An 18,738-nucleotide genomic window follows, 5' to 3' on the forward strand; every position below is an offset into this window, starting at 1 on the left:
GACCCAAAATAGCACGTTCGTGCCCGGAAACGTGCGATTTTGCGTCTGCTCACCCTTATCCCCAGCGGTGATTAGCCAACGCGCAGGGGCCACTCCATGCTGTCGCGGTGCATTCCGATGCGATAGACCTGCTCCAACGCTCGGGTGGCTTTGCCACCACCGCCCAACTGCTGACGGTCATGACTCGCCAGCAACTCGACGTCCGGGTGAAGGCGGGCGATCTGGTTCGCGTGTGGCATGGCGTGTATGCCGCTGAACCGCCGGATCTCTTGGGCCGCTTAGCAGCACTGGACGTGTTCATGGGTCAACAGGCCGTTGCCTGCATGGGCACGGCCGCCGCGATGTACGGGTTCGACACGGAGCGCACCGACTCCATCCATGTGCTCGACCCGGGGGTACGGATGCGCCCCACCACCGGTTTGGTGGTTCACCAACGCGTCGGCGCCCGGCTGCAGCGGATCGGAGGTCGCCTAGCTACCGCACCGGCATGGACCGCGGTAGAGGTCGCGCGGCAGCTGCGCCGCCCGAGGGCATTGGCAACACTTGACGCCGCGCTGCACTCAATGCACTGCAGCGGCGCCGATCTCGAGTGCGCGATCGCCGAGCAGAAGGGGCGCCGGGGCATCGTCGCGGTTCGCGGACTACTACCGCTGGCGGACGGACGTGCCGAATCAGCAATGGAAAGCGAGGCCCGACTGGTGATGATCGACTATGGCGTCCCGCCACCCGAGCTGCAATACCCGATTTATGGGCCGTACGGCGAGCTGTTTCGCGTCGACTTCGCTTGGCCCGAACACCGGATGGCTGCCGAATACGAAAGCATTGACTGGCATTCCGGCCCCGACGCGATGATCCGCGACAAAACACGGTCGGCGCTCATTCAAGAACTCGGATGGACGATCATCCCGATCGTGGTTTACGACGTCAGGCGTTATCCCGCCCGACTCGCCCAACGCATCGACAACCACCTCAACCGTCATCGCTCGGACACTTCCCCCTCGCGAGCAGACGCAGAATCGCACGTTTGAGGGCCAAAACGTGCGATTTTGCGTCTGCTCGCGGGAAAAGGAGAGCTACCGCACCGCGGAGAGGAACTCCTCGGCCACCCCCACCACTCGCTCACGGTCGCGCGGCACCAGGCCGATTCGCGTGCGCCGATCGAGGATGTCGTCGACATCCAGTGCGCCTTCATGTGTTACGGCGTACTCGAATTCCGCGCGGGTCACATCGATGCCGTCGGCGACCGGTTCGGTAGGCCGCTCACACGTCGCGGTGGCCACCACACTCGCGGCCTCGGCACCGTAGCGCGCCACCATCGAAGCCGGCACCGAACCCGGGCCGGCAGCAGGCCCTGGATTCGCGGGTGCCCCGATCAAGGGCAGGTTACGCGTCCGGCACTGCGCTGCGTGCAGCCCCCGCAACGCCACCGCCCGGTCCAGCACATCTTCTGCCATGTAACGGTATTCGGTCAGCTTGCCGCCGACCACACTGATCACCCCGGAGGGAGAATCGAATACTGCGTGGTCGCGCGACACGTCAGCGGTGCGGCCCGCGCCGGTGTCGATCAGCGGCCGCAATCCGGCGTATGACCCGACGATGTCATCGGGCCGCAGTGCCGAGCCCAAGGCGGTGTTCACCGTGTCCAGCAGGAAGGTGATCTCCTGCGAAGAAGGCTCGGGCACATCGGGAATCGGGCCGGGAGCGTCTTCGTCGGTCAACCCCAGATAGACCCGGCCGAGTTGCTCGGGCATGGCGAACACGAACCGGTTCAGCTCACCCGGTATCGGAATGGTCAGCGCCGCAGTCGGATTCCCGAACGCCGCGGCGTCGAAGACGAGATGTGTTCCGCGGCTGGGCCGCAACTTCAACGCGGGATCGAGGTCCCCGGCCCATACACCGGCCGCATTGATGACCGCCCGGGCCGAGACCTGGAACGACTGCCCGGTGCGCTGGTCGGTCAATCGCACCGAGGTGCCGGTGGCCTCCGATGCCGCTATGTACGTCAGGATGCGGGCACCGTGTTGTGCGGCGGTGCGCGCGACGGCGGTGACCAGTCGTGCGTCGTCGATCAATTGCCCGTCGTAGGCCAGAAATCCGCCGTCCAAGCCGGCACGCACCACCGTCGGCGCCATCTCCACTACCCGCCGAGCCGAAATGCGCCGCGACCGCGGCAGCGTCGACGACGGCGTGCCGGCCAGCATGCGCAACGCATCCCCCGCCAAGAACCCGGTACGCACCAGGGCACGCGACGCCCGGTTCATCGACGGCAGCAACGGCACCAGTTGCGGCATGGCGTGCACCAAATGAGGCGCGTTGCGCGTCATCAAGATTCCGCGTTCCACCGCGCTGCGCCGGGCGATGCCAACATTTCCGGTCGCCAGATAACGCAACCCACCATGCACCAGCTTCGAACTCCATCGACTGGTGCCGAAGGCCAGATCGTGTTTCTCCACCAACGCGCACCGCAACCCACGCGACGCCGCATCCAACGCAATGCCGACCCCGGTGATGCCGCCACCGATCACGACGACATCCAGGGGCACCCCGTCGGCCAGGGCGGCAAGGTCCGCGGCACGGCGGGCGGCGTTGAGGGCAGTCGAGTTGGACATCAGGACAGGTATCCGTTCAGTGCGTGGGTGAGTTGGGTGGCCAGCGCTTCGTCATCGAGGACGGGTTTGACGATGTCGGCGGATTGAATGGTCGACTGCGCGATCAGCAGCACCATGGTGGCCATTTGCTGCGGGTCACCGGCGCGCACGCTGCCCGATTGCTGTGCCACCTGCAGCCGGGCCGCCAGGCCTTCGATCAGGAACTGCTGGCTGGTCCCGAGGCGCTCGGTGATATAGACGCGCGCCAGCTCGCTGTGCATGACCGACATGATCAACTCGTCGCGGCGTAACCGGTCGGCCACGGCAACGACCTGTTGCACCAGTGCTTCTCGATCGTCTCCGGTCACCGGCACTTCCCGCATCACGCCGAGCAGATGAGTGGTCAGTAGTGCCGACATGATCGAGCGGGTGTCGGGCCAGCGGCGGTACACCGTCGGACGGCTGACACCGGCACGACGGGCGATCTCGGCGAGCGTCACGCGGTCGACGCCGTAGTCGCGGACGCAGCTGGCCGCCGCCCGCAAAATGCGGTCCCCGGTATCCGGCGCTGCGTTACTGATTGACAGCATGTGTAATACTGTAACGCATGACGCACCTCCAGGATCTCCTACCACCGATGAAATGGGACGCGTGGGGAGATCCCGCCGCAGCCAAGCCGCTGTCCGAAGGAATCCGCGCGTTACTGAAACAAGCCGTCGGTCTTGAGGATTCGGAGCACAAGCAGCTCGAGGCCGACGAAGTACGGCTGCGCCCGTCGGCCTTGTCCGACGCCGACCAGACCGCGCTGGCCAAGATCGTCGGCGAGGACTACTTCCGCACCACCGACCGCGACCGGCTGCTGCACGCCGGCGGCAAGTCCACACCGGACATGCTGCGCCGCAAGGACACCGGCGTCCAGGACGCGCCCGACGCCGTGCTGCTGCCCGGTGACGAGGACACCGTTACCGCCATTTTGAACTACTGCTCCGAGCACGGCATCGCAGTCGTCCCGTTCGGCGGGGGCACCAACGTGGTCGGGGGGCTTGACCCGGTCCGCGGCACATTCGACGCCGTCATCTCCCTGGATCTGCGGCGATTCGACCAGCTGCTGTCGCTGGATGCGATTTCCGGAGAGGCCGAGTTGGGCGCCGGTGTCACCGGACCGCAGGCCGAACGGCTGCTGGGTGAACACGGCTTCTCCCTTGGCCATTTCCCGCAGAGCTTCGAATACGCCACCATCGGTGGCTTCGCGGCGACCCGGTCGTCCGGACAGGATTCGGCCGGCTATGGCCGTTTCAACGACATGATCCTCGGGCTGCGGATGATCACACCGGTGGGCGTGCTGGACTTGGGACGGGTCGCGGCATCCGCCGCGGGCCCCGACCTGCGCCAGCTGGCGATCGGCTCGGAAGGCACCCTCGGTGTCATCACGCAGGTACGGCTGCGCGTGCACCGGGTGCCGGAAACGACGCGCTACGAAGCGTGGTCTTTCCCCGACTTCACGACCGGGACCGAGGCGCTGCGCGCGGTCACCCAAACCGGTACCGGCCCTACCGTGGTGCGGCTGTCCGACGAGGCCGAGACCGGCGTCAACCTCGCCACCACCGAGTCCATCGGCGAGAACCAGATCACCGGCGGCTGCCTGGGCCTGACGCTGTTCGAGGGCACCAAGGAACACGCCGAAAGCCGGCACGCCGAAACCCGCGCCCTGCTGGAGAAGATGGGTGGCACGTCCCTCGGCGAGGCACCGGCCCAGGCTTGGGAGCGGGGCCGATTCGCCGCACCCTATCTGCGCGATTCGCTGCTGGCCGCCGGCGCGCTGTGCGAAACCTTGGAGACCGCCACCAAGTGGTCCAACCTCGCGGCCCTGAAAAGCGCAGTGACCGAAGCGCTTACCAGCTCGCTGGCCGAATCGGGGACACCGGCCCTGGTGATGTGCCACGTGTCGCACGTCTATCCCACCGGCGCGTCGCTGTATTTCACCGTCGTCGCCGGGCAGCGCGGCAACCCCATCCAACAATGGCTCACCGCCAAGAAGGCAGCCTCGGATGCCATCATGGCCAACGGCGGCACCATTACCCATCACCACGCGGTCGGCGCCGACCATCGGCCGTGGATGCGCGAAGAAGTCGGCGAGCTTGGTGTCGAATTGCTGCGCGCGATCAAGGCGACGCTCGACCCAGCCGGAATCCTCAATCCCGGCAAGCTGATTCCGTGAGTCGGCGAGAAATCGGCAAGGTCACCGCGCTGACCAATCCGCTCTCCGGACATGGTGCGGCCGTGCACGCCGCCCAGAAGGCGATCGCCCGCCTGCGCCATCGCGGCGTGGAGGTGATCGAGATCGTCGGCGAGAACGCCGAAGACGCCCGCTACCTGCTTGCCGCGGCGGTAGATAAAGGCACCGACGCCGTCGTGGTCACCGGCGGTGACGGCGTCATCTCCAATGCGCTGCAGGTGTTGGCCGGCAGCGACGTGCCGCTCGGCATCATCCCCGCGGGCACCGGGAACGATCATGCGCGCGAATTCGGTATCCCCACCACGGATTCCGAGGCCGCCGCGGACGTCGTGGTCGACGGCTGGACGGGAACCATTGACCTGGGCCGCATCCGCGACACCAACAACGTCACCAAGTGGTTCGGCACCGTGGCGGCAACCGGGTTCGACTCCCTGGTCACCGACCGCGCCAACCGGATGACCTGGCCGCATGGCCGGCTGCGGTACTACGTCGCGATGTTCGCCGAACTGTCCCAGCTGCGGTTGCTGCCCTTCCGGCTCGTTCTGGACGGCACCGAAGAGATCCGAACCGACCTGACCCTCACCGCGTTCGGCAACACCCGCAGCTACGGCGGCGGGATGAAAATCTGCCCCGGCGCCGATCCTTCCGACGGGCTACTCGACGTCACCATGGTGCATGCGGGATCCCGAACCAGGCTGGTCCGCTTCTTCCCGACCGCACTGAAGGGCACCCACGTCGAGCTTCCCGAAGTCACCACGGCACGCGCCAAGACCGTGCACGTGGAGTGCCCGGGCATCAACGTCTACGCCGACGGCGACTACGCCTGTGCCTTACCCGCCGAGATCTCCGTCGAGCCGGCCGCGCTGCAGATCCTGCGCCCCAAGAAGTAACGGCCGAGCCACCGGCGACGACATCTTCTCCAAACCAGCTCGATCTGGAGGAAACGATGTTGTGCAGAGCTGCCGTGGCAGTAGTGGCTTCAGGGGCCGCATTGTGTGCCGCCCCCGTCGCCCACGCTGGTGAAGTCGCCTCGTGGAATGGGCAGTACATCTTTACGCTCAACGCCAATGCCAAGACGGGCACCAGCAGCGCCGCCAGTCAGCCCGAATTCGCGCACCGCAGCAGCGCTTCCATCACGTCGACCTGCTCGGCGGGGGTCTGTGTGGCCACCGTCAACAACCCGCCCCCGCCCAAGAACGAATCCATGCCGCGCACCGTCGAATTCACCTGGAATGGCGCGCAGTGGGTGCGGGAGATGACCTGGCAATGGGACTGCCTACTGCCGGACGGCACGACCGAATACGACCCGGCGAAATCACTGACCGTCTATACGCCCGGCCAATACGGCATCCTCACCGGCGTCTTCCACACCGATATCTCCAGCGGGGCCTGCAAAGGCAACGTCGACATGCCCGTCTCCGCCAAACCGGTGACGCCCGAACCGGTCCCGGCACAACTCAATTAACCCACTCCGCGGCTCAGCCAGGTGACTTCACCGGCGTCACCGCCGTCCCGGTAGGCTTCGAGCGCGTCGTCCCAGGCCGTGCCCAGCACCGAATCCAACTCGGCGGCAAGGGTGTCGGCGCCCTGGGCCATCAGAGTACGCAGCCGCATCTCGCCGACCATGATGTCGCCGTTGGCGCTCATCGCGCCGCTCCACAAGCCAAGTTGGGGAGTGTGGCTGAACCGGTGGCCGTCGACGCCCGGGCTCGGGTCCTCGGTGACCTCGAAGCGCAGCACGGACCACGACCGCAACGCGTTGGCCAGCCGGGACCCAGTGCCGACCGGTCCCACCCAATTGGTCACGGCACGCAATTGGCCGGGCATCGCCGGTTGCGGCGTCCAGACCAAGTTCGCCTTGGATTGCAGGGTCGACGACAACGCCCACTCGACATGCGGGCACACCGCTGCGGGCGAGGCGTGGATGTACACCACGCCGGTCGTCACATCGGCGAACTGGTTCGACGCACGCATCTGTTGCTCCTTCGGTTCCACGAGGGACGTCTTCCCCAACGACCTGGTGAACCCGATAAGCGCGATGCCTGCCAGAATTTTTTTGTGTCGTGCGTGTCTATTGTGCCCTGTGATACCCGTGTTGCGCTAGTGTGCAGTTCGCATTAGCTCTGTTCGGCTAGTACGGCGTCCGAAAGCGCAGGCCAGGGCCTTAATGCCCAGTCGCCGAAACCGCGGTCGGTGAGCACCACCAACGCCAAGTCCGCCTCCGGGTCCACCCAGATGAAGCCACCGGCCTGGCCGAAATGCCCATAAGTCCGCTCGGAGTTGCGCGTCCCGGTCCAATGCGGGCTCTTCGAGTCCCGGATCTCGAAGCCCAGCCCCCAGTCGTTGGGTCGTTGCACGCCGTATCCGGGCAGCACACCGTCGAGCCCGGGGAACTGCACGGCGGTCGCGTCGGCGTGCATCTGCGGTGAGACAGTCGACGGACGCAGTAGCTCCCGGGCGAAGGCGGCCAGGTCGGCAACCGTGGACGTGGCGCCGAACCCGGCCGCCTGCGCGCCGCCGTGCAGCCGAGTTGTCGACATGCCGAGCGGCTCGCACACGGCTTCGTCGAGGTAGCGGCCGAATTCGATGCCCGACTCGCGCTCGACCGTCTCGGCCAGCACCGCAAACCCATAGTTGGAATACATCCGCCGTGAGCCCGGTCGGGCCAACACCTTGTTCTCCAGCATCGCCAGACCCGAGGCATGCGCCAACAGGTGCCGGACGGTGGAGCCGGGCGGGCCGGCCGGGGTGTCGAGTTCGACAACGCCTTCCTCGACGGCGATCTGCGCCGCGCGTGCCACGACCGGCTTGGTGACCGACGCCAGCTCGAATTCGTGCGCGGTATCGCCGTGGCTGGCCAGCACTCCCTGCGGACCGACCACCGCCGCGGCCGCGGCCTCGACCGGCCAGTCGTCGAGAGCGTCGAGGGCGGCCATTACTTTCTGGCGATGTAGTAGTTGTTGATCGGGTCCGTCTCGATTTCGGCGATCACCACGTCGTCGAAGCCGGCGTCGGCGAGCATCGACTTGGCCAGCTGCCATCCCCATGCCGTACCCAGCCCAGCGCCGTCCAGGGCTAGGGACACCGTCATGCAGTGCATCAGCGATGTCGTGTAGAGGTAAGTGCTCATTGGCCGGTCGACGTTTTCCTCGAGCCGGCTCGACGCCTTGATGTCGGCCATCAGCAGCACACCACCGGGCCGCAGCGCCCGGTAGATGTTCTGCAGCACCTGGGCCGGTTGTGCCTGATCGTGGATCGCGTCGAACACGGTGATGACGTCGTACGCGCAATCCTTGTCGAGCTGAGCGAGGTTATGCGCCTCGAACGTCGCATTGCCCAGACCCAGCCGGACCGCCTCGTCGCGCCCGGTCGCTATCGCCGCCTCGGAGAAGTCGATACCGGTGAACCGGCTCGCCGGAAACGCCTGCGCCATCACGTTGATCGCGTGGCCACTGCCGCAGCCGAAGTCGGCGACGTCCGCACCGGCGCGCAGCCGCTCCGGCAGACCGTCGACCAACGGCAGCACGACATCGATCAACGACGCGTCGAACACCGCGCCGCTCTCTTCGGCCATCAGCGTGTGGAAGCGGGGGTATTCGCTATACGGCAGACCGCCGCCGGTGCGGAAGCAGCCGATGATCTTCTGCTCCACTTCGCCGAGCAACGGCAGGAACTGGGTGACCACGGCGAGGTTGTCCGGGCCCGCCGCCCGGGTCAGCACTCGCGCGCGGTGCTCGGGCAACCGGTAGGTGCCGGCCGTGGCGTCGTAGTCGACGACGAGCCCAGTGGTCATGCCGCCCAACCATTCCCGCACGTAGCGTTCGTTGAGGCCGGCGGCCTGCGCAATCTCCTCACTGGTCGAGGGCGGCAGACCGGCCAGCGTGTCGAGCAGACCGGTCTGATGCCCGATGCTCAACAGCAACGCCAGGCTGGCCCCGTCGATCGTCGCGACGATCCGTTCGGCGAAGGCTTCGGTGGTTTCGGTTGCCGTCACGCACAGCGACGCTACACCCGGCATCCCGCTGCGCCGAGTCTGCGCATAGCGCCATCTTCTCCACCGAATCCCAACGCTCACCGCAGAGTCGACGCGATCAGCGCAGGCTCGACGCGGCAGTCGCCCGCCGAACGGCGACACCGTAGGTTAGAGCCCATGAGTCAGACAGTGCGCGGTGTGATCTCACGGAAAAAGGGCGAACCCGTCGAGTTGGTGGACATCGTCGTCCCCGACCCCGGGCCCGGCGAAGCGGTCGTGGACATCGTTGCCTGCGGCGTCTGCCATACCGACCTCACCTACCGCGAGGGCGGCATCAACGACGAGTACCCATTCCTGCTGGGCCACGAGGCCGCGGGCACCGTGGAAGCGGTCGGCCCGGGCGTGACGACCATCGAACCGGGCGACTTCGTGATCCTCAATTGGCGCGCCGTGTGCGGCAAATGCCGCGCCTGCAAGCGCGGCCGGCCGCACTTGTGCTTCGACACCTATAACGCCGAGCAGAAAATGACGCTGACCGACGGCACCGAACTGACCCCGGCACTGGGCATTGGCGCCTTCGCCGACAAGACCCTGGTGGCAGCCGGCCAATGCACGAAGGTCAACCCCGAAGCCGACCCGGCCGCCGCCGGACTGCTGGGCTGTGGCGTGATGGCCGGCATCGGCGCCGCCATCAACACCGGCGGGGTCACTCGCGACGACACGGTGGCGGTGATCGGCTGCGGCGGCGTGGGGGACGCGGCGATCGCCGGAGCGGCTCTGGTCGGCGCCCGGCGAATCATCGCCGTCGACACCGACAACACCAAACTCGACTGGGCACGCAAATTCGGCGCCACCCACACCATCAACGCGCGCGAACTCGATGTCGTCACTACGATCCAAGACCTCACCGACGGCTTCGGCGTCAACGTCGCCATCGACGCCGTGGGCCGTCCGGAGACCTGGAAGCAGGCGTTCTACGGCCGCGACCTCGCGGGAACCGTGGTGCTGGTCGGCGTTCCGACACCGGACATGCAGCTGAACATGCCGTTGATCGACTTCTTCTCCCATGGCGGCGCGCTGAAGTCGTCCTGGTACGGAGACTGCCTGCCGGAACGCGACTTTCCCACCCTGATCGACCTATATCTGCAGGGCCGGCTGCCGCTGGAGCAGTTCGTATCCGAGCGCATCGGTCTGGGCGATATCGAGGAGGCGTTCCATAAGATGCACGAGGGCAAAGTGCTGCGGTCGGTGGTGATGCTCTGATGGTGATGATCGATCGGGTGATCACCCATGGCACCTTCGAACTCGACGGTGGCAGTTGGGAAGTCGACAACAACATCTGGCTGATCGGCGATAACTCCAATGTCGTCGTGTTCGACGCCGCGCACGACGCCGACCCGATCATCGAGGCCGTCGCCGGCCGTCACGTCGTCGCGGTGGTGTGCACTCACGGCCACAACGACCACGTAACGGTAGCGCCCCAGCTTGGCGAGGCACTCGACGCGCCGGTGCTGCTGCATCCCGCCGACGACGTGTTGTGGCGAATGACGCACGCCGACAGTGACTTTCGGGCCGTCAACGACGGCTACAGCATCAACGTCGCCGGCACCGAACTGCGCGCCATCCACACCCCGGGCCACTCCCCTGGCTCGGTCTGCTGGTACGCCCCCGACCTGGGCGTCGTGTTCAGCGGCGACACGTTGTTCTCCGGTGGACCCGGCGCGACCGGCCGCTCGTACTCCGACTTCCCGACCATTTTGCGGTCCATCTCCGATCGACTTGGCGCGTTGCCGCCCGACACAGTCGTGCACACCGGGCACGGCGACAGCACCACCATCGCCGACGAGATCGTCCACTACGAGGAGTGGGTCGCCCGCGGGCATTAGCGGCGGCCTACCGCCCGTCGAGGATCCGGCGCTTCTCCTCTTGAAACTCCCGCTCGGTCAAGGCGCCCGAGTCGCGCAGTCCAGCAAGGGTTTTCAGTCGCTCCAGCCGAACTCCGTCGTCAGTGGGCTCATAGGCGGCCGGCGCCGAGGGTGACAGGTCATGGACAAACGGACTCGCCGACGCGGTCACCAGTCGGGCCGGGGTGCGCGCCAGCCACAGGATGGACAGAGCCAAGTCGACCAGCGCGACGGCGAACAATCCGACGAACACCCACACCAGCCAGCCGTACGAACTACTGTGGCCGAACGCCAGTTGCGGGTTGATGTATCCGCCGACTTGGCCGTCGGTCCGGACGGTGTAGTCAGCTTCGACCGGCACCCGCACATTCCACACTCGCACGTGTGCGTCATTGTTGACTGTCGTTGTGCCGCCAATGCTTTCGGTGACCTCTGGTTGCGGCACACCATCGGGCGCGGAGACGCTGATCTTCAGCGGCGGGACCGGCAGACCGCCGCCGTCCGTGCCGCCGATCACCAATGCATGCAGGCTGACCGTCGCCTCGCCGGCGGGCAGGTGCACCACGCCCGACCCGGGGATCGGCACTTCACCGTAAGCGTTGTACTCGTCCAAGAAGAACGCGTTGACGACGAGGGTGGTGATGAACCCGCCGACCGCCACCACCACCATCGCGATGGCCGCGGACAGCGAGATCTTGGCGAGCCGTCTGCTGTTCACCCAGGCAGTGTGTCACGTGCGCGAAGCGCGCCGCGACACCACGAATGCGCCCGCGAGAACGGCGCATGCCACGACCAGCACCCAGTCCCCCCCGCGTTGATACGGGGTCACCCTGGACTGCAGCGGGATGCCCACCACGACGACGCCGCGGAAGTCGGCTGCACGAAAGCCCAGTCGGTGACCGCGGGCGTCGAAAACCGAACTGTCACCGGATAACCCGACATGCACGGCCGGCCGGCCCGCTTCTAGGGCACGCACCGCCGGTTGGGCGGCCAGTTGCGGCTGTGCCCCACTCCCTTGAAACGACGACGTGGCGCTTTGATAGACCAGCAGATCGGCGCCCAACACCGCCTCGCGGCGAGCCAGGTCAGAAAAGGTGGTCTCATAACTGATCAAGGGTCCGATGGCCAGGCCGCCAGCGTGTAACACCGTCGGCCCGGTGCCCCGCTGCCGGTCCTCCCCGGCGGCCCTGCTGTGGCGGGTGACCCAACCCAGCAACGGCCGCAGCGGCACATATTCACCGAAGGGCACCAGCCGAGTCTTGCGGTAACTGCCCGCCCACCCTTGAGCATTCACCAGCACCGCCGATTTGTAGATTCCCCCGCCCGGTGTTGGTGCATCGACGTTGACCAACAGGTCCGCGCCGACCCGACGGGAAAGCTCGGCGAGGCGGGCCAGCACTGCGGGGTGACTGGTCAGATCCACCCCCACGCTGCTTTCCCCCCACACCACCAGATCGACGCGCTGCCCGGCAGGCGGCCAGTGAAGCGTTTACTGCCACACTCGCCGGGCAGCGGAGTCAACGATGTCACCGGTCTGCACCAACGCCACCCGCACGGTCTGCCCGCCGACCGGCGCCGATCCCAGCCAGTACCAGATCGGGCCAACACCCACACACGCCACCGCACACGCCGCAGCAACACAGCGGCCGTACCCGTCCCGCCCCAGGATCAGACATGCCACCGCCGTATTCACCGCGGCCACAAGGAAACTGGTTAACGCTACCCCGCCCAGCGCCGCGGACGCCAACGTCATCGGAGCGTTCCACTGCGACAACCCCAGCGGCGCCCACGGCCCACCCAACGCCGGTAAGGACCGCACCGCTTCGGCCGCCACCCACGCGCTGGGCAACACCGGCACGGCTGCCAAGGACGGCCCCGCCAACAGCCGGTGAGCGCTCCACCCCCATGGCATCCACAGCAGACCCAACCCGAAGGCCAAGACCACCACGAGTGGACCAATGCTCGTCGCCAGCCAGTACTGGGTGGTCAGGACGAACCCGCCGATTCCCCACCAGGCCCGCACGGCGCCGTCCCAGGACGTCGGCGCGGCGCGTACCAGCAACAGCAGCGGTACCACGGCGAACCAGCCAAGAAACCACCAGGCGACGGGCGGGAAGGCGAGCGCGGGTAGCGCCCCGGCCACCGACGCCGCCACCCAGCCAGGCAGGCGTCCCCGCCACGTCGTGCGCAAGGCCATGCCGACCAGAATGCCGCCTACTTACGCGAACGGAGACGGAAAGAGGACACTGAACGGGGCCGCACCTGTGCGCCACTTAGACGAGGAGTGATACGCATGGCCAACAACCTCATCGCCACCGTCCCCAACCTGTCCGGCAAATTGGCGATTGTCACCGGCGCCAATAGTGGCTTGGGCTTCGGCCTGGCCCGGCGGCTGTCGGCGGCCGGCGCGGATGTGGTGATGGCGATCCGCAACCGCGCCAAGGGCGAGGAGGCGATCGAAAAGATCCGGGCCTCGGTGCCTGATGCAAAGCTGACCATCAAGCCACTGGACTTGTCGTCGCTGGCCTCCGTCGCGGCGTTGGGCGAACAACTCAATGCCGAGGGCCGCCCCATCGACATCTTGATCAACAACGCCGGCGTCATGACCCCACCAAAACGCGACACGACCTCCGACGGATTCGAATTGCAGTTCGGCAGCAATCATCTCGGACACTTCGCGTTGACTGGCCAGCTGCTGCCGTTGTTGCGCGCCGCGCCGAAGCCGCGGGTCGTCTCGCTGAGCAGCCTGGCCGCCCGACGCGGCCGCATCAACTTCGACGACCTGCAATTCGAGAAGTCCTACGCGCCCATGACCGCCTATGGCCAGTCCAAGCTGGCGGTGCTGATGTTCGCCCGCGAGCTGGACCGCCGCAGCCGCTCGGCCGGCTGGGGCATCCTGTCCAACGCCGCCCATCCGGGCTTGACAAAGACCAACCTGCAGATCAGCGGGCCGTCGCACGGCCGGGAGAAGCCGGCGTTGATGCAGCGGCTGTACACCACGTCCTGGCGCTACGCTCCGTTCCTGTGGCAGGAAATCGACGAGGGCATTCTGCCCGCGTTGTATGCGGCCGTCACTCCTCAGGCCGAAGGTGGCGCGTTCTACGGCCCGCGGGGCTTCTATGAGGCCGCCGGTGGCGGCGTGACCGAAGCCAAGGTCCCCGCTCGTGCGCTCAATGAGGCTGACAGTCAACGACTTTGGGAGATCTCCGAGCAACTCACCGGGGTAGACTTCCCTAACTGAGCTGAACCCGGAGGTGCACGTGCCCGAGTCGAGCATCGTCGTGCGGCCCGAGCCGATGGAAAGCGCGACGTACACGCAGTCGTCGCGGCTGCAGGCCGCCGGTTTGCTCCCGGCGGTTGCGTTGTTCGAACGAGCCGCCGAGCAGGTGTCGCTGCCCAAACCGCCGCAACCGGTCGTCATCGCCGACTTCGGCGCCGCCACAGGGCACAACTCACTGCGCCCGCTGGCCGCCGCGATCGACGTACTGCGCGGGCGCACGCGGCATGACCACGCCATCCTCGTCGCGCACACCGATGTCCCGGAGAACGACTTCACCGCCTTGTTCCGAACGTTGGACGAAGACCCCGACAGCTACCTGCAGAAGGACGCAGCCATCTTCGCCTCGGCCATCGGCCGGTCTTTTTACGGTCAGATCTTGCCGACCAGCACAGTGAATCTCGGCTGGAGTTCGTGGGCCGTCCAGTGGCTGAGCCGGGTTCCCGAAGGAGCGCCGGAACTCGTCGACCATGTACAGGTCGCTTACAGCGAAGTCGAGGGCGCTCGTGAGGCCTATGCCCGCCAGGCCGCGAGGGACTGGACCGACTTCGTGGCTTTCCGGGGACGGGAACTGGCGCCCAACGGACGATTGGTGGTGTTGACCATGGCCGTCGACGACGACGGTCAGTTCGGCTATCAGGCAATGAACGAGGCGTTGGTCGCGTCGCTGCGAGACCAGGTGCGCGGGGGCTTGCTGGGCGAAGACGAATGGCGGCGGATGGCGCTTCCGATCGTCGCCCGCAGCGAAGCCGACCTGCGCGCGCCGTTTGCACCCAGCGGGTGGTTCGAGGGACTGGGCATCGAACATCTCGACATGTTTGTTGCCCCCGACCGGTTCTGGGCGCGCTATCAAGCGGACGGGGACGCCGAGGCGTTCGGTGCGCAGTGGGCGGGTTTTGCGCGTGCCGCGCTTTTCCCGACGTTGGCCGCCGCGCTGGACGGCGGCCCGGCCGATCCGCGTGCCGCAGAGTTCGTTGAGCAGCTCGAAGCCGCAGTGGCGCACCGCCTGGCCAGCGCGCCTGAACCCATGCAGATACCGCTTGCCTCGCTGGTGCTGATCAAACGGCCCCGGGGATAGCGTTTCGCCGCAAGCGGCCAGTGGGTAACCCTCTTCTCAAGGTCGGTCAGCAAAGGCAATTCCATTAGGGGGCGAAAGCCATGAGTGCGCGAGACGACGAGGCTGCGAACCAGAGCGAAAACGGTCGCGACGAAGGCAGCGAGAGCGAGACCGGCCACGGCAAAGACGATGGCGGCAGCCCCACCAGTACGAGCGAGGATTCGGACGATTCGGGAGTGCCTGAGCCCAACGAAGAGCACAAAGAGCAGGCCGCGGAGATGATGACGGCTTACGAGGACCGTCCGACTCTGGTGTTGCCCGGCTCCGCCAAGACCATCACCGGTACCGCGGTCAACGACTGGGTCGACGACGACGGTAATCCGAAGTACATGAACGACGACGACACCCCGGCGGCCAAGGCGAACGCCGACAAGGGCGAGGGCAAGGGCAGCGCCGACGAGGACACCAAAGACAAGAGCGAGAAAGCCGACGAAACCGGAGACAAGGACGAGGCGGACAGCGACGACGAGGCCGAGAACAAGTACAAGTTCTCCGACGAGCAGCTCGAGTCCGACAAGAAGTTCAACGAGGAAATCATCAAGGCCACTAAGGAAGACCCCGACCGGGCTAACGCCAACTAACTCCTCAGCGCGGCCCGAAGGGGCCGATCCTCGGTAGCGATATTCGGCCTGCCCCGGGAACCTGCGGGATCCCGGGGATGTTGCCGATTCCCGGTATTGGCGGAATCTGCGGTACCTGTGGGACCGGCGGCGGGTTCGGCGCCTGCGGAACCGGCGGCGGCTGAGGTGCTGGTGGCGGCGTGTTGGAGGGCGGGGCCGGCGGCGCCGTGGTCGGCGGTGGCGCTTCGCTTGTCGGCGGTGGTGGCGGCGGCGCTTCGGTTGTTGGCGCAGGCGGCGGCTCGGTGGTCGGCGCTGGCGGCGCCGGCTGACCGGTTTCCGGGGCCTGGCTTGGTTGTGCCGGCTGCGGAGTTGCGCCTTCAGACGGCGCCGAGGACGGCGCCACCGAGCTATTCGGCACGGTGCTCACCTTCGGCGACTTTGCCGGCTGGTCGCTCGAACTCAGTCCGATCGCCACCGCGGCACCCACCAGCACCACGGCCACGACCGTGCTGATGATGATCACCGCCGGCAGCCGGTACCACGGCAGGACGGGCGGCGGCTTGGGCTGCTCGGGGGGTGGCTCATCGAACGTCAACTGAGGGCGCGCGGACGTCAGTCCCGTCCCGGCCGGCAAACGACGGGATTCGTCGTCGGCCTCCGACCAGGCCAGCGCGGGCTCTACGGCGGACAGCGGCGCCTCAACTGCCGGCTCGGGGGACAGAGGTGCCAAAGCCGTCGCGGTAGCCGGAGCCCCGGCGGCAGGTGCTGCGGGCGTCAGGACCGTCGAACTGGTATCGGCCGGACCGCGCGCGGCTCGCAATGCGCCACCGATCGCGCAGGTCAGTTGCGGACGTGGCGTGGTCACGACTGGCACCCCGAATCGCCCTGACAACGTGGTCGTGACTAGCGGAATGGTCGCACCACCACCGACCGACACGATCGCCGCCAGGCTGGAGCCGTGAATTCCATTACGCGACAACGTCTGTTCCAACACAGCAAGGAAACTTTGCAACGAGTCGCGGATGGTGTCTTCGAGTTCGTTGCGGGTCAGCCGGATTTCGAGGCGCCGACCTGGGGTGTCCTCGAGCAGCGTGGTGACTGTGCTGGACGAGAGTCGCTCCTTGGCGATGCGGCAGTCTTGGCGCAGCCGGGCCAGCGAGCCGATCGCCGAGGTGCCGGCGGGGTCGAACGACCCGGTGTTCGGGACTTGCGACATGACGTAGGTCAGCAGCGCCTGGTCGATCGAGTCGCCGGAGAAGTCGTGATGCCGAACGGGCCGGGCCACCGGTTGATACTCCGCGGCGGCGTCGACCAAGGTGATGCTGCTGCCGCTGCCGCCGAAATCGCACACCGCGACGATGCCGCGGGCCGGTATACCCGGGTTCGCCCGCACCGCGAACAACGCGGCCGCGGAATCCGGAATCAGTGTCAGCGGCTCTGACCGGTGGGTCCATTCCGACACGCGGCTCAGCGCGGTGGCCAGCGCGTCCACCGCGGCCGAGCGCCAGTGCGCGGGATGAGTCACGGCCACGTAGTCGGGCAGCGGGTGACCGCCGGTGGCGCAGTAGGCGAGCGCTCGCAAGGCGTCGGCGACCAGGGCCTCGCTGCGGTGCACGGAGCCGTCCGCGGCCACGATGCCCACCGGGTCTCCTACCCGGTCGACGAAATCGGTGAGCACCAGGCCCGGCTCGTCCAGGCGAGGGTTTTCCGAAGGCACGCCGACTTCCGGCGGGCGCTGCCGGTACAGCGTCAGTACGGGTTTGCGGCTGATGGCATGGTCAGCGGTGACGGCCGCCAGATTCGTGGCGCCGATCGAGAGGCCCAGTGCGGGCCGCGCTCCCTGTGCCATGTGGTCCAATCCCCGTGTCAGCGGCATGTCCCGCGCCGCTGCACGGATTCTCTATGCCCTACCTAGTGCCGAACTCTGAGTTTCCTATGCGTGAGCTGTACAACGACCGGCGGTGTCAGCGGATGGTGCCCGCGCCGGGAATCAGCGGCAGATCCAACGCCGTGACCCAGCCCGGGGACAAATCGTTGACCGCGGGTACCGCGTTGAGCGCGCGCATCCCGGTGGCCAAGCAACCAGCGGTGGCCGCGTCGCGGCCCGATCCATCGGTGAACCGGAACGCCGTTTCCTGGAAAACGCTCGGCGTGCCCTCGATGTCGACTCGGTACACGTCGTTGTCGTTTCCCGACGGCCAGTCCGGTGCGGCGTCGAGACCGATGCGGTTGACGTGCTCGAGTTGGATGCGGGTTTCGCCCTGGTAGACGCCGTTGATGGTGAACCGGACGGCGGCGACGTGCCCGGGCTTGATGACGCCCTTGACGGTGTTGCGCTCGGTCGGAGTCACCCACTTGTCCCAGGTGGTGGTGATCTCGTCGAGCATGATGCCTGCGGCGTGGGCGATCATCGGCACCGTTGCCCCCCACGCGAAGATCAGCATGTCGCTGTTCTCCAGCAGCGGGCTGTATTCGGGCTCGCGGCCGATGCCCATCTCGTTTTCGTAGTCACCCTCGTAATTGGTGTAGTCCAGCAACTCCGAGGCCCGCACCCGGCGGACTTCGGAGCATAGGCCCATCAGGGTCATCGGGAACAGGTCGTTGGCGAAGCCGGGGTCGATGCCGGTGGTGAAGCATGACGACTCCCCCAACTCGCAGGCTTCGGTGATGGGCGCTATCCAATTGGGCGGGTTGAGGTGCATCGTGGGCCACACCCACGGCGTCATCGCGGTCGAGCACACGTCGATGCCGGCCCGCAAGAAACGGGTGATCAGCATGATGTTGTCCTTGGCATGCATCGCGGTCGGGCCGTAGTGCACCAGCGCGTCGGGTTTGAGCGCGATCAGGGCGTCGACGTCGTCGGTGGCGGAAATACCGACTGGCTCGGGCAGCCCGCAGATGTCGCCGACGTCGCGGCCGACCTTCGTGGGATTACTGACCCCGACACCGACCAATTCGAACAGCGGATGTCTGACGATCTCGGCGATCACCATCTTGCCCACGAAGCCGGTGCCCCAGACGACCACCCGTTTCGTGCTGTGCACCATCAGCCACCTCCGCCTCGCCCGAGTACCGCGTTCACC

Annotated in this window: 17 protein-coding genes and 1 pseudogene; 9 read left to right on the forward strand and 9 right to left on the reverse strand. The window is 66.7% G+C overall.

Annotated features, from left to right (window positions below; genetic code table 11):
- Positions 1-107: 107 nt before the first annotated feature.
- Entirely contained in the window at positions 108-1,028 is a 921-nt protein-coding gene (locus A9W95_RS00725; RefSeq protein WP_067408740.1) for a type IV toxin-antitoxin system AbiEi family antitoxin domain-containing protein, read from the forward strand.
- Between the two features lie 45 nt (positions 1,029-1,073).
- On the opposite strand, the gene A9W95_RS00730 is transcribed toward A9W95_RS00725, so the two are convergent.
- Complete coding sequence (locus A9W95_RS00730; RefSeq protein WP_156745931.1) at positions 1,074-2,609, reverse strand: glycerol-3-phosphate dehydrogenase/oxidase; 1,536 nt, start codon at positions 2,607-2,609, stop codon at positions 1,074-1,076.
- Entirely contained in the window at positions 2,609-3,178 is a 570-nt protein-coding gene (locus A9W95_RS00735; RefSeq protein WP_067408744.1) for a TetR/AcrR family transcriptional regulator, read from the reverse strand. Before A9W95_RS00735 ends, A9W95_RS00730 begins: the two co-directional genes overlap by 1 nt.
- Before the next feature lie 47 nt (positions 3,179-3,225).
- Between A9W95_RS00735 and A9W95_RS00740 the strand changes: the two genes are divergently transcribed.
- From A9W95_RS00740 to A9W95_RS00750, 3 genes are read left to right on the forward strand one after another with little or no spacing between them, the layout of a single operon-like run.
- Complete coding sequence (locus A9W95_RS00740; RefSeq protein ID WP_156745936.1) at positions 3,226-4,806, forward strand: FAD-binding oxidoreductase; 1,581 nt, start codon at positions 3,226-3,228, stop codon at positions 4,804-4,806.
- The gene (locus A9W95_RS00745; RefSeq protein ID WP_067408748.1) at positions 4,803-5,714 is read left to right on the forward strand and encodes a diacylglycerol kinase; all 912 of its coding nucleotides are present in this window, start codon (positions 4,803-4,805) and stop codon (positions 5,712-5,714) included. The genes A9W95_RS00740 and A9W95_RS00745 overlap by 4 nt, the downstream gene beginning before the upstream one ends.
- Positions 5,715-5,770: 56 nt before the next feature.
- A complete protein-coding gene (locus A9W95_RS00750; RefSeq protein WP_067408750.1) occupies positions 5,771-6,289 on the forward strand; it encodes a hypothetical protein in 519 nt (172 codons plus the stop codon).
- On the opposite strand, the gene A9W95_RS00755 is transcribed toward A9W95_RS00750, so the two are convergent.
- The 3 genes from A9W95_RS00755 to A9W95_RS00765 form a co-directional block, all read right to left on the reverse strand.
- Entirely contained in the window at positions 6,286-6,798 is a 513-nt protein-coding gene (locus A9W95_RS00755; RefSeq protein WP_067408773.1) for a DUF3145 domain-containing protein, read from the reverse strand. The genes A9W95_RS00750 and A9W95_RS00755 overlap by 4 nt on opposite strands.
- Before the next feature lie 143 nt (positions 6,799-6,941).
- The gene (locus A9W95_RS00760) at positions 6,942-7,760 is read right to left on the reverse strand and encodes a serine hydrolase (RefSeq protein WP_067408752.1); all 819 of its coding nucleotides are present in this window, start codon (positions 7,758-7,760) and stop codon (positions 6,942-6,944) included.
- Positions 7,760-8,842, reverse strand: coding sequence for a class I SAM-dependent methyltransferase (locus A9W95_RS00765; protein ID WP_156745932.1), 1,083 nt, complete (start codon positions 8,840-8,842; stop codon positions 7,760-7,762). Before A9W95_RS00765 ends, A9W95_RS00760 begins: the two co-directional genes overlap by 1 nt.
- A 132-nt stretch (positions 8,843-8,974) precedes the next feature.
- Here A9W95_RS00765 and A9W95_RS00770 point away from each other — a divergent pair, with 132 nt between their 5' ends.
- Positions 8,975-10,060, forward strand: coding sequence for an S-(hydroxymethyl)mycothiol dehydrogenase (locus A9W95_RS00770; protein WP_067408755.1), 1,086 nt, complete (start codon positions 8,975-8,977; stop codon positions 10,058-10,060).
- The gene (locus A9W95_RS00775) at positions 10,060-10,683 is read left to right on the forward strand and encodes an MBL fold metallo-hydrolase (protein ID WP_067408756.1); all 624 of its coding nucleotides are present in this window, start codon (positions 10,060-10,062) and stop codon (positions 10,681-10,683) included. Before A9W95_RS00770 ends, A9W95_RS00775 begins: the two co-directional genes overlap by 1 nt.
- Positions 10,684-10,690: 7 nt before the next feature.
- On the opposite strand, the gene A9W95_RS00780 is transcribed toward A9W95_RS00775, so the two are convergent.
- Positions 10,691-11,419: an SHOCT domain-containing protein gene (locus A9W95_RS00780; protein WP_067408757.1), complete on the reverse strand. Its 729-nt coding sequence runs from the start codon at positions 11,417-11,419 to the stop codon at positions 10,691-10,693.
- Between the two features lie 12 nt (positions 11,420-11,431).
- Positions 11,432-12,898: pseudogene (gene lnt / locus A9W95_RS00785) on the reverse strand (apolipoprotein N-acyltransferase).
- Positions 12,899-12,994: 96 nt separating this feature from the next.
- On the opposite strand from lnt, the gene A9W95_RS00790 reads away from it, so the two are divergent.
- The 3 genes from A9W95_RS00790 to A9W95_RS27580 all read left to right on the forward strand — a co-directional run bounded on the left by A9W95_RS00790 (position 12,995) and on the right by A9W95_RS27580 (position 15,676).
- Positions 12,995-13,942 carry an SDR family oxidoreductase gene (locus A9W95_RS00790; RefSeq protein WP_067408758.1) on the forward strand — a complete coding sequence of 316 codons (948 nt, stop codon included), beginning with the start codon at positions 12,995-12,997 and terminating at the stop codon, positions 13,940-13,942.
- Between the two features lie 55 nt (positions 13,943-13,997).
- Positions 13,998-15,056 carry an SAM-dependent methyltransferase gene (locus A9W95_RS00795; protein WP_082982831.1) on the forward strand — a complete coding sequence of 353 codons (1,059 nt, stop codon included), beginning with the start codon at positions 13,998-14,000 and terminating at the stop codon, positions 15,054-15,056.
- An 80-nt stretch (positions 15,057-15,136) separates the two neighbouring features.
- Positions 15,137-15,676 carry a hypothetical protein gene (locus tag A9W95_RS27580; RefSeq protein ID WP_067408759.1) on the forward strand — a complete coding sequence of 180 codons (540 nt, stop codon included), beginning with the start codon at positions 15,137-15,139 and terminating at the stop codon, positions 15,674-15,676.
- Positions 15,677-15,680: 4 nt separating this feature from the next.
- Here A9W95_RS27580 and A9W95_RS00805 read toward each other — a convergent pair whose 3' ends face one another.
- Both A9W95_RS00805 and A9W95_RS00810 read right to left on the reverse strand, forming a co-directional pair.
- Positions 15,681-17,504 carry an Hsp70 family protein gene (locus tag A9W95_RS00805; RefSeq protein WP_067408760.1) on the reverse strand — a complete coding sequence of 608 codons (1,824 nt, stop codon included), beginning with the start codon at positions 17,502-17,504 and terminating at the stop codon, positions 15,681-15,683.
- A gap of 115 nt (positions 17,505-17,619) precedes the next feature.
- On the reverse strand, positions 17,620-18,702 hold the full coding sequence (locus tag A9W95_RS00810) for a dihydrodipicolinate reductase (protein ID WP_067408761.1): 1,083 nt from the start codon (positions 18,700-18,702) through the stop codon (positions 17,620-17,622).
- Positions 18,703-18,738 lie beyond the last annotated feature (36 nt).

This window comes from Mycobacterium sp. 1423905.2, from assembly GCF_001673155.1.
Taxonomy (GTDB): domain Bacteria; phylum Actinomycetota; class Actinomycetes; order Mycobacteriales; family Mycobacteriaceae; genus Mycobacterium.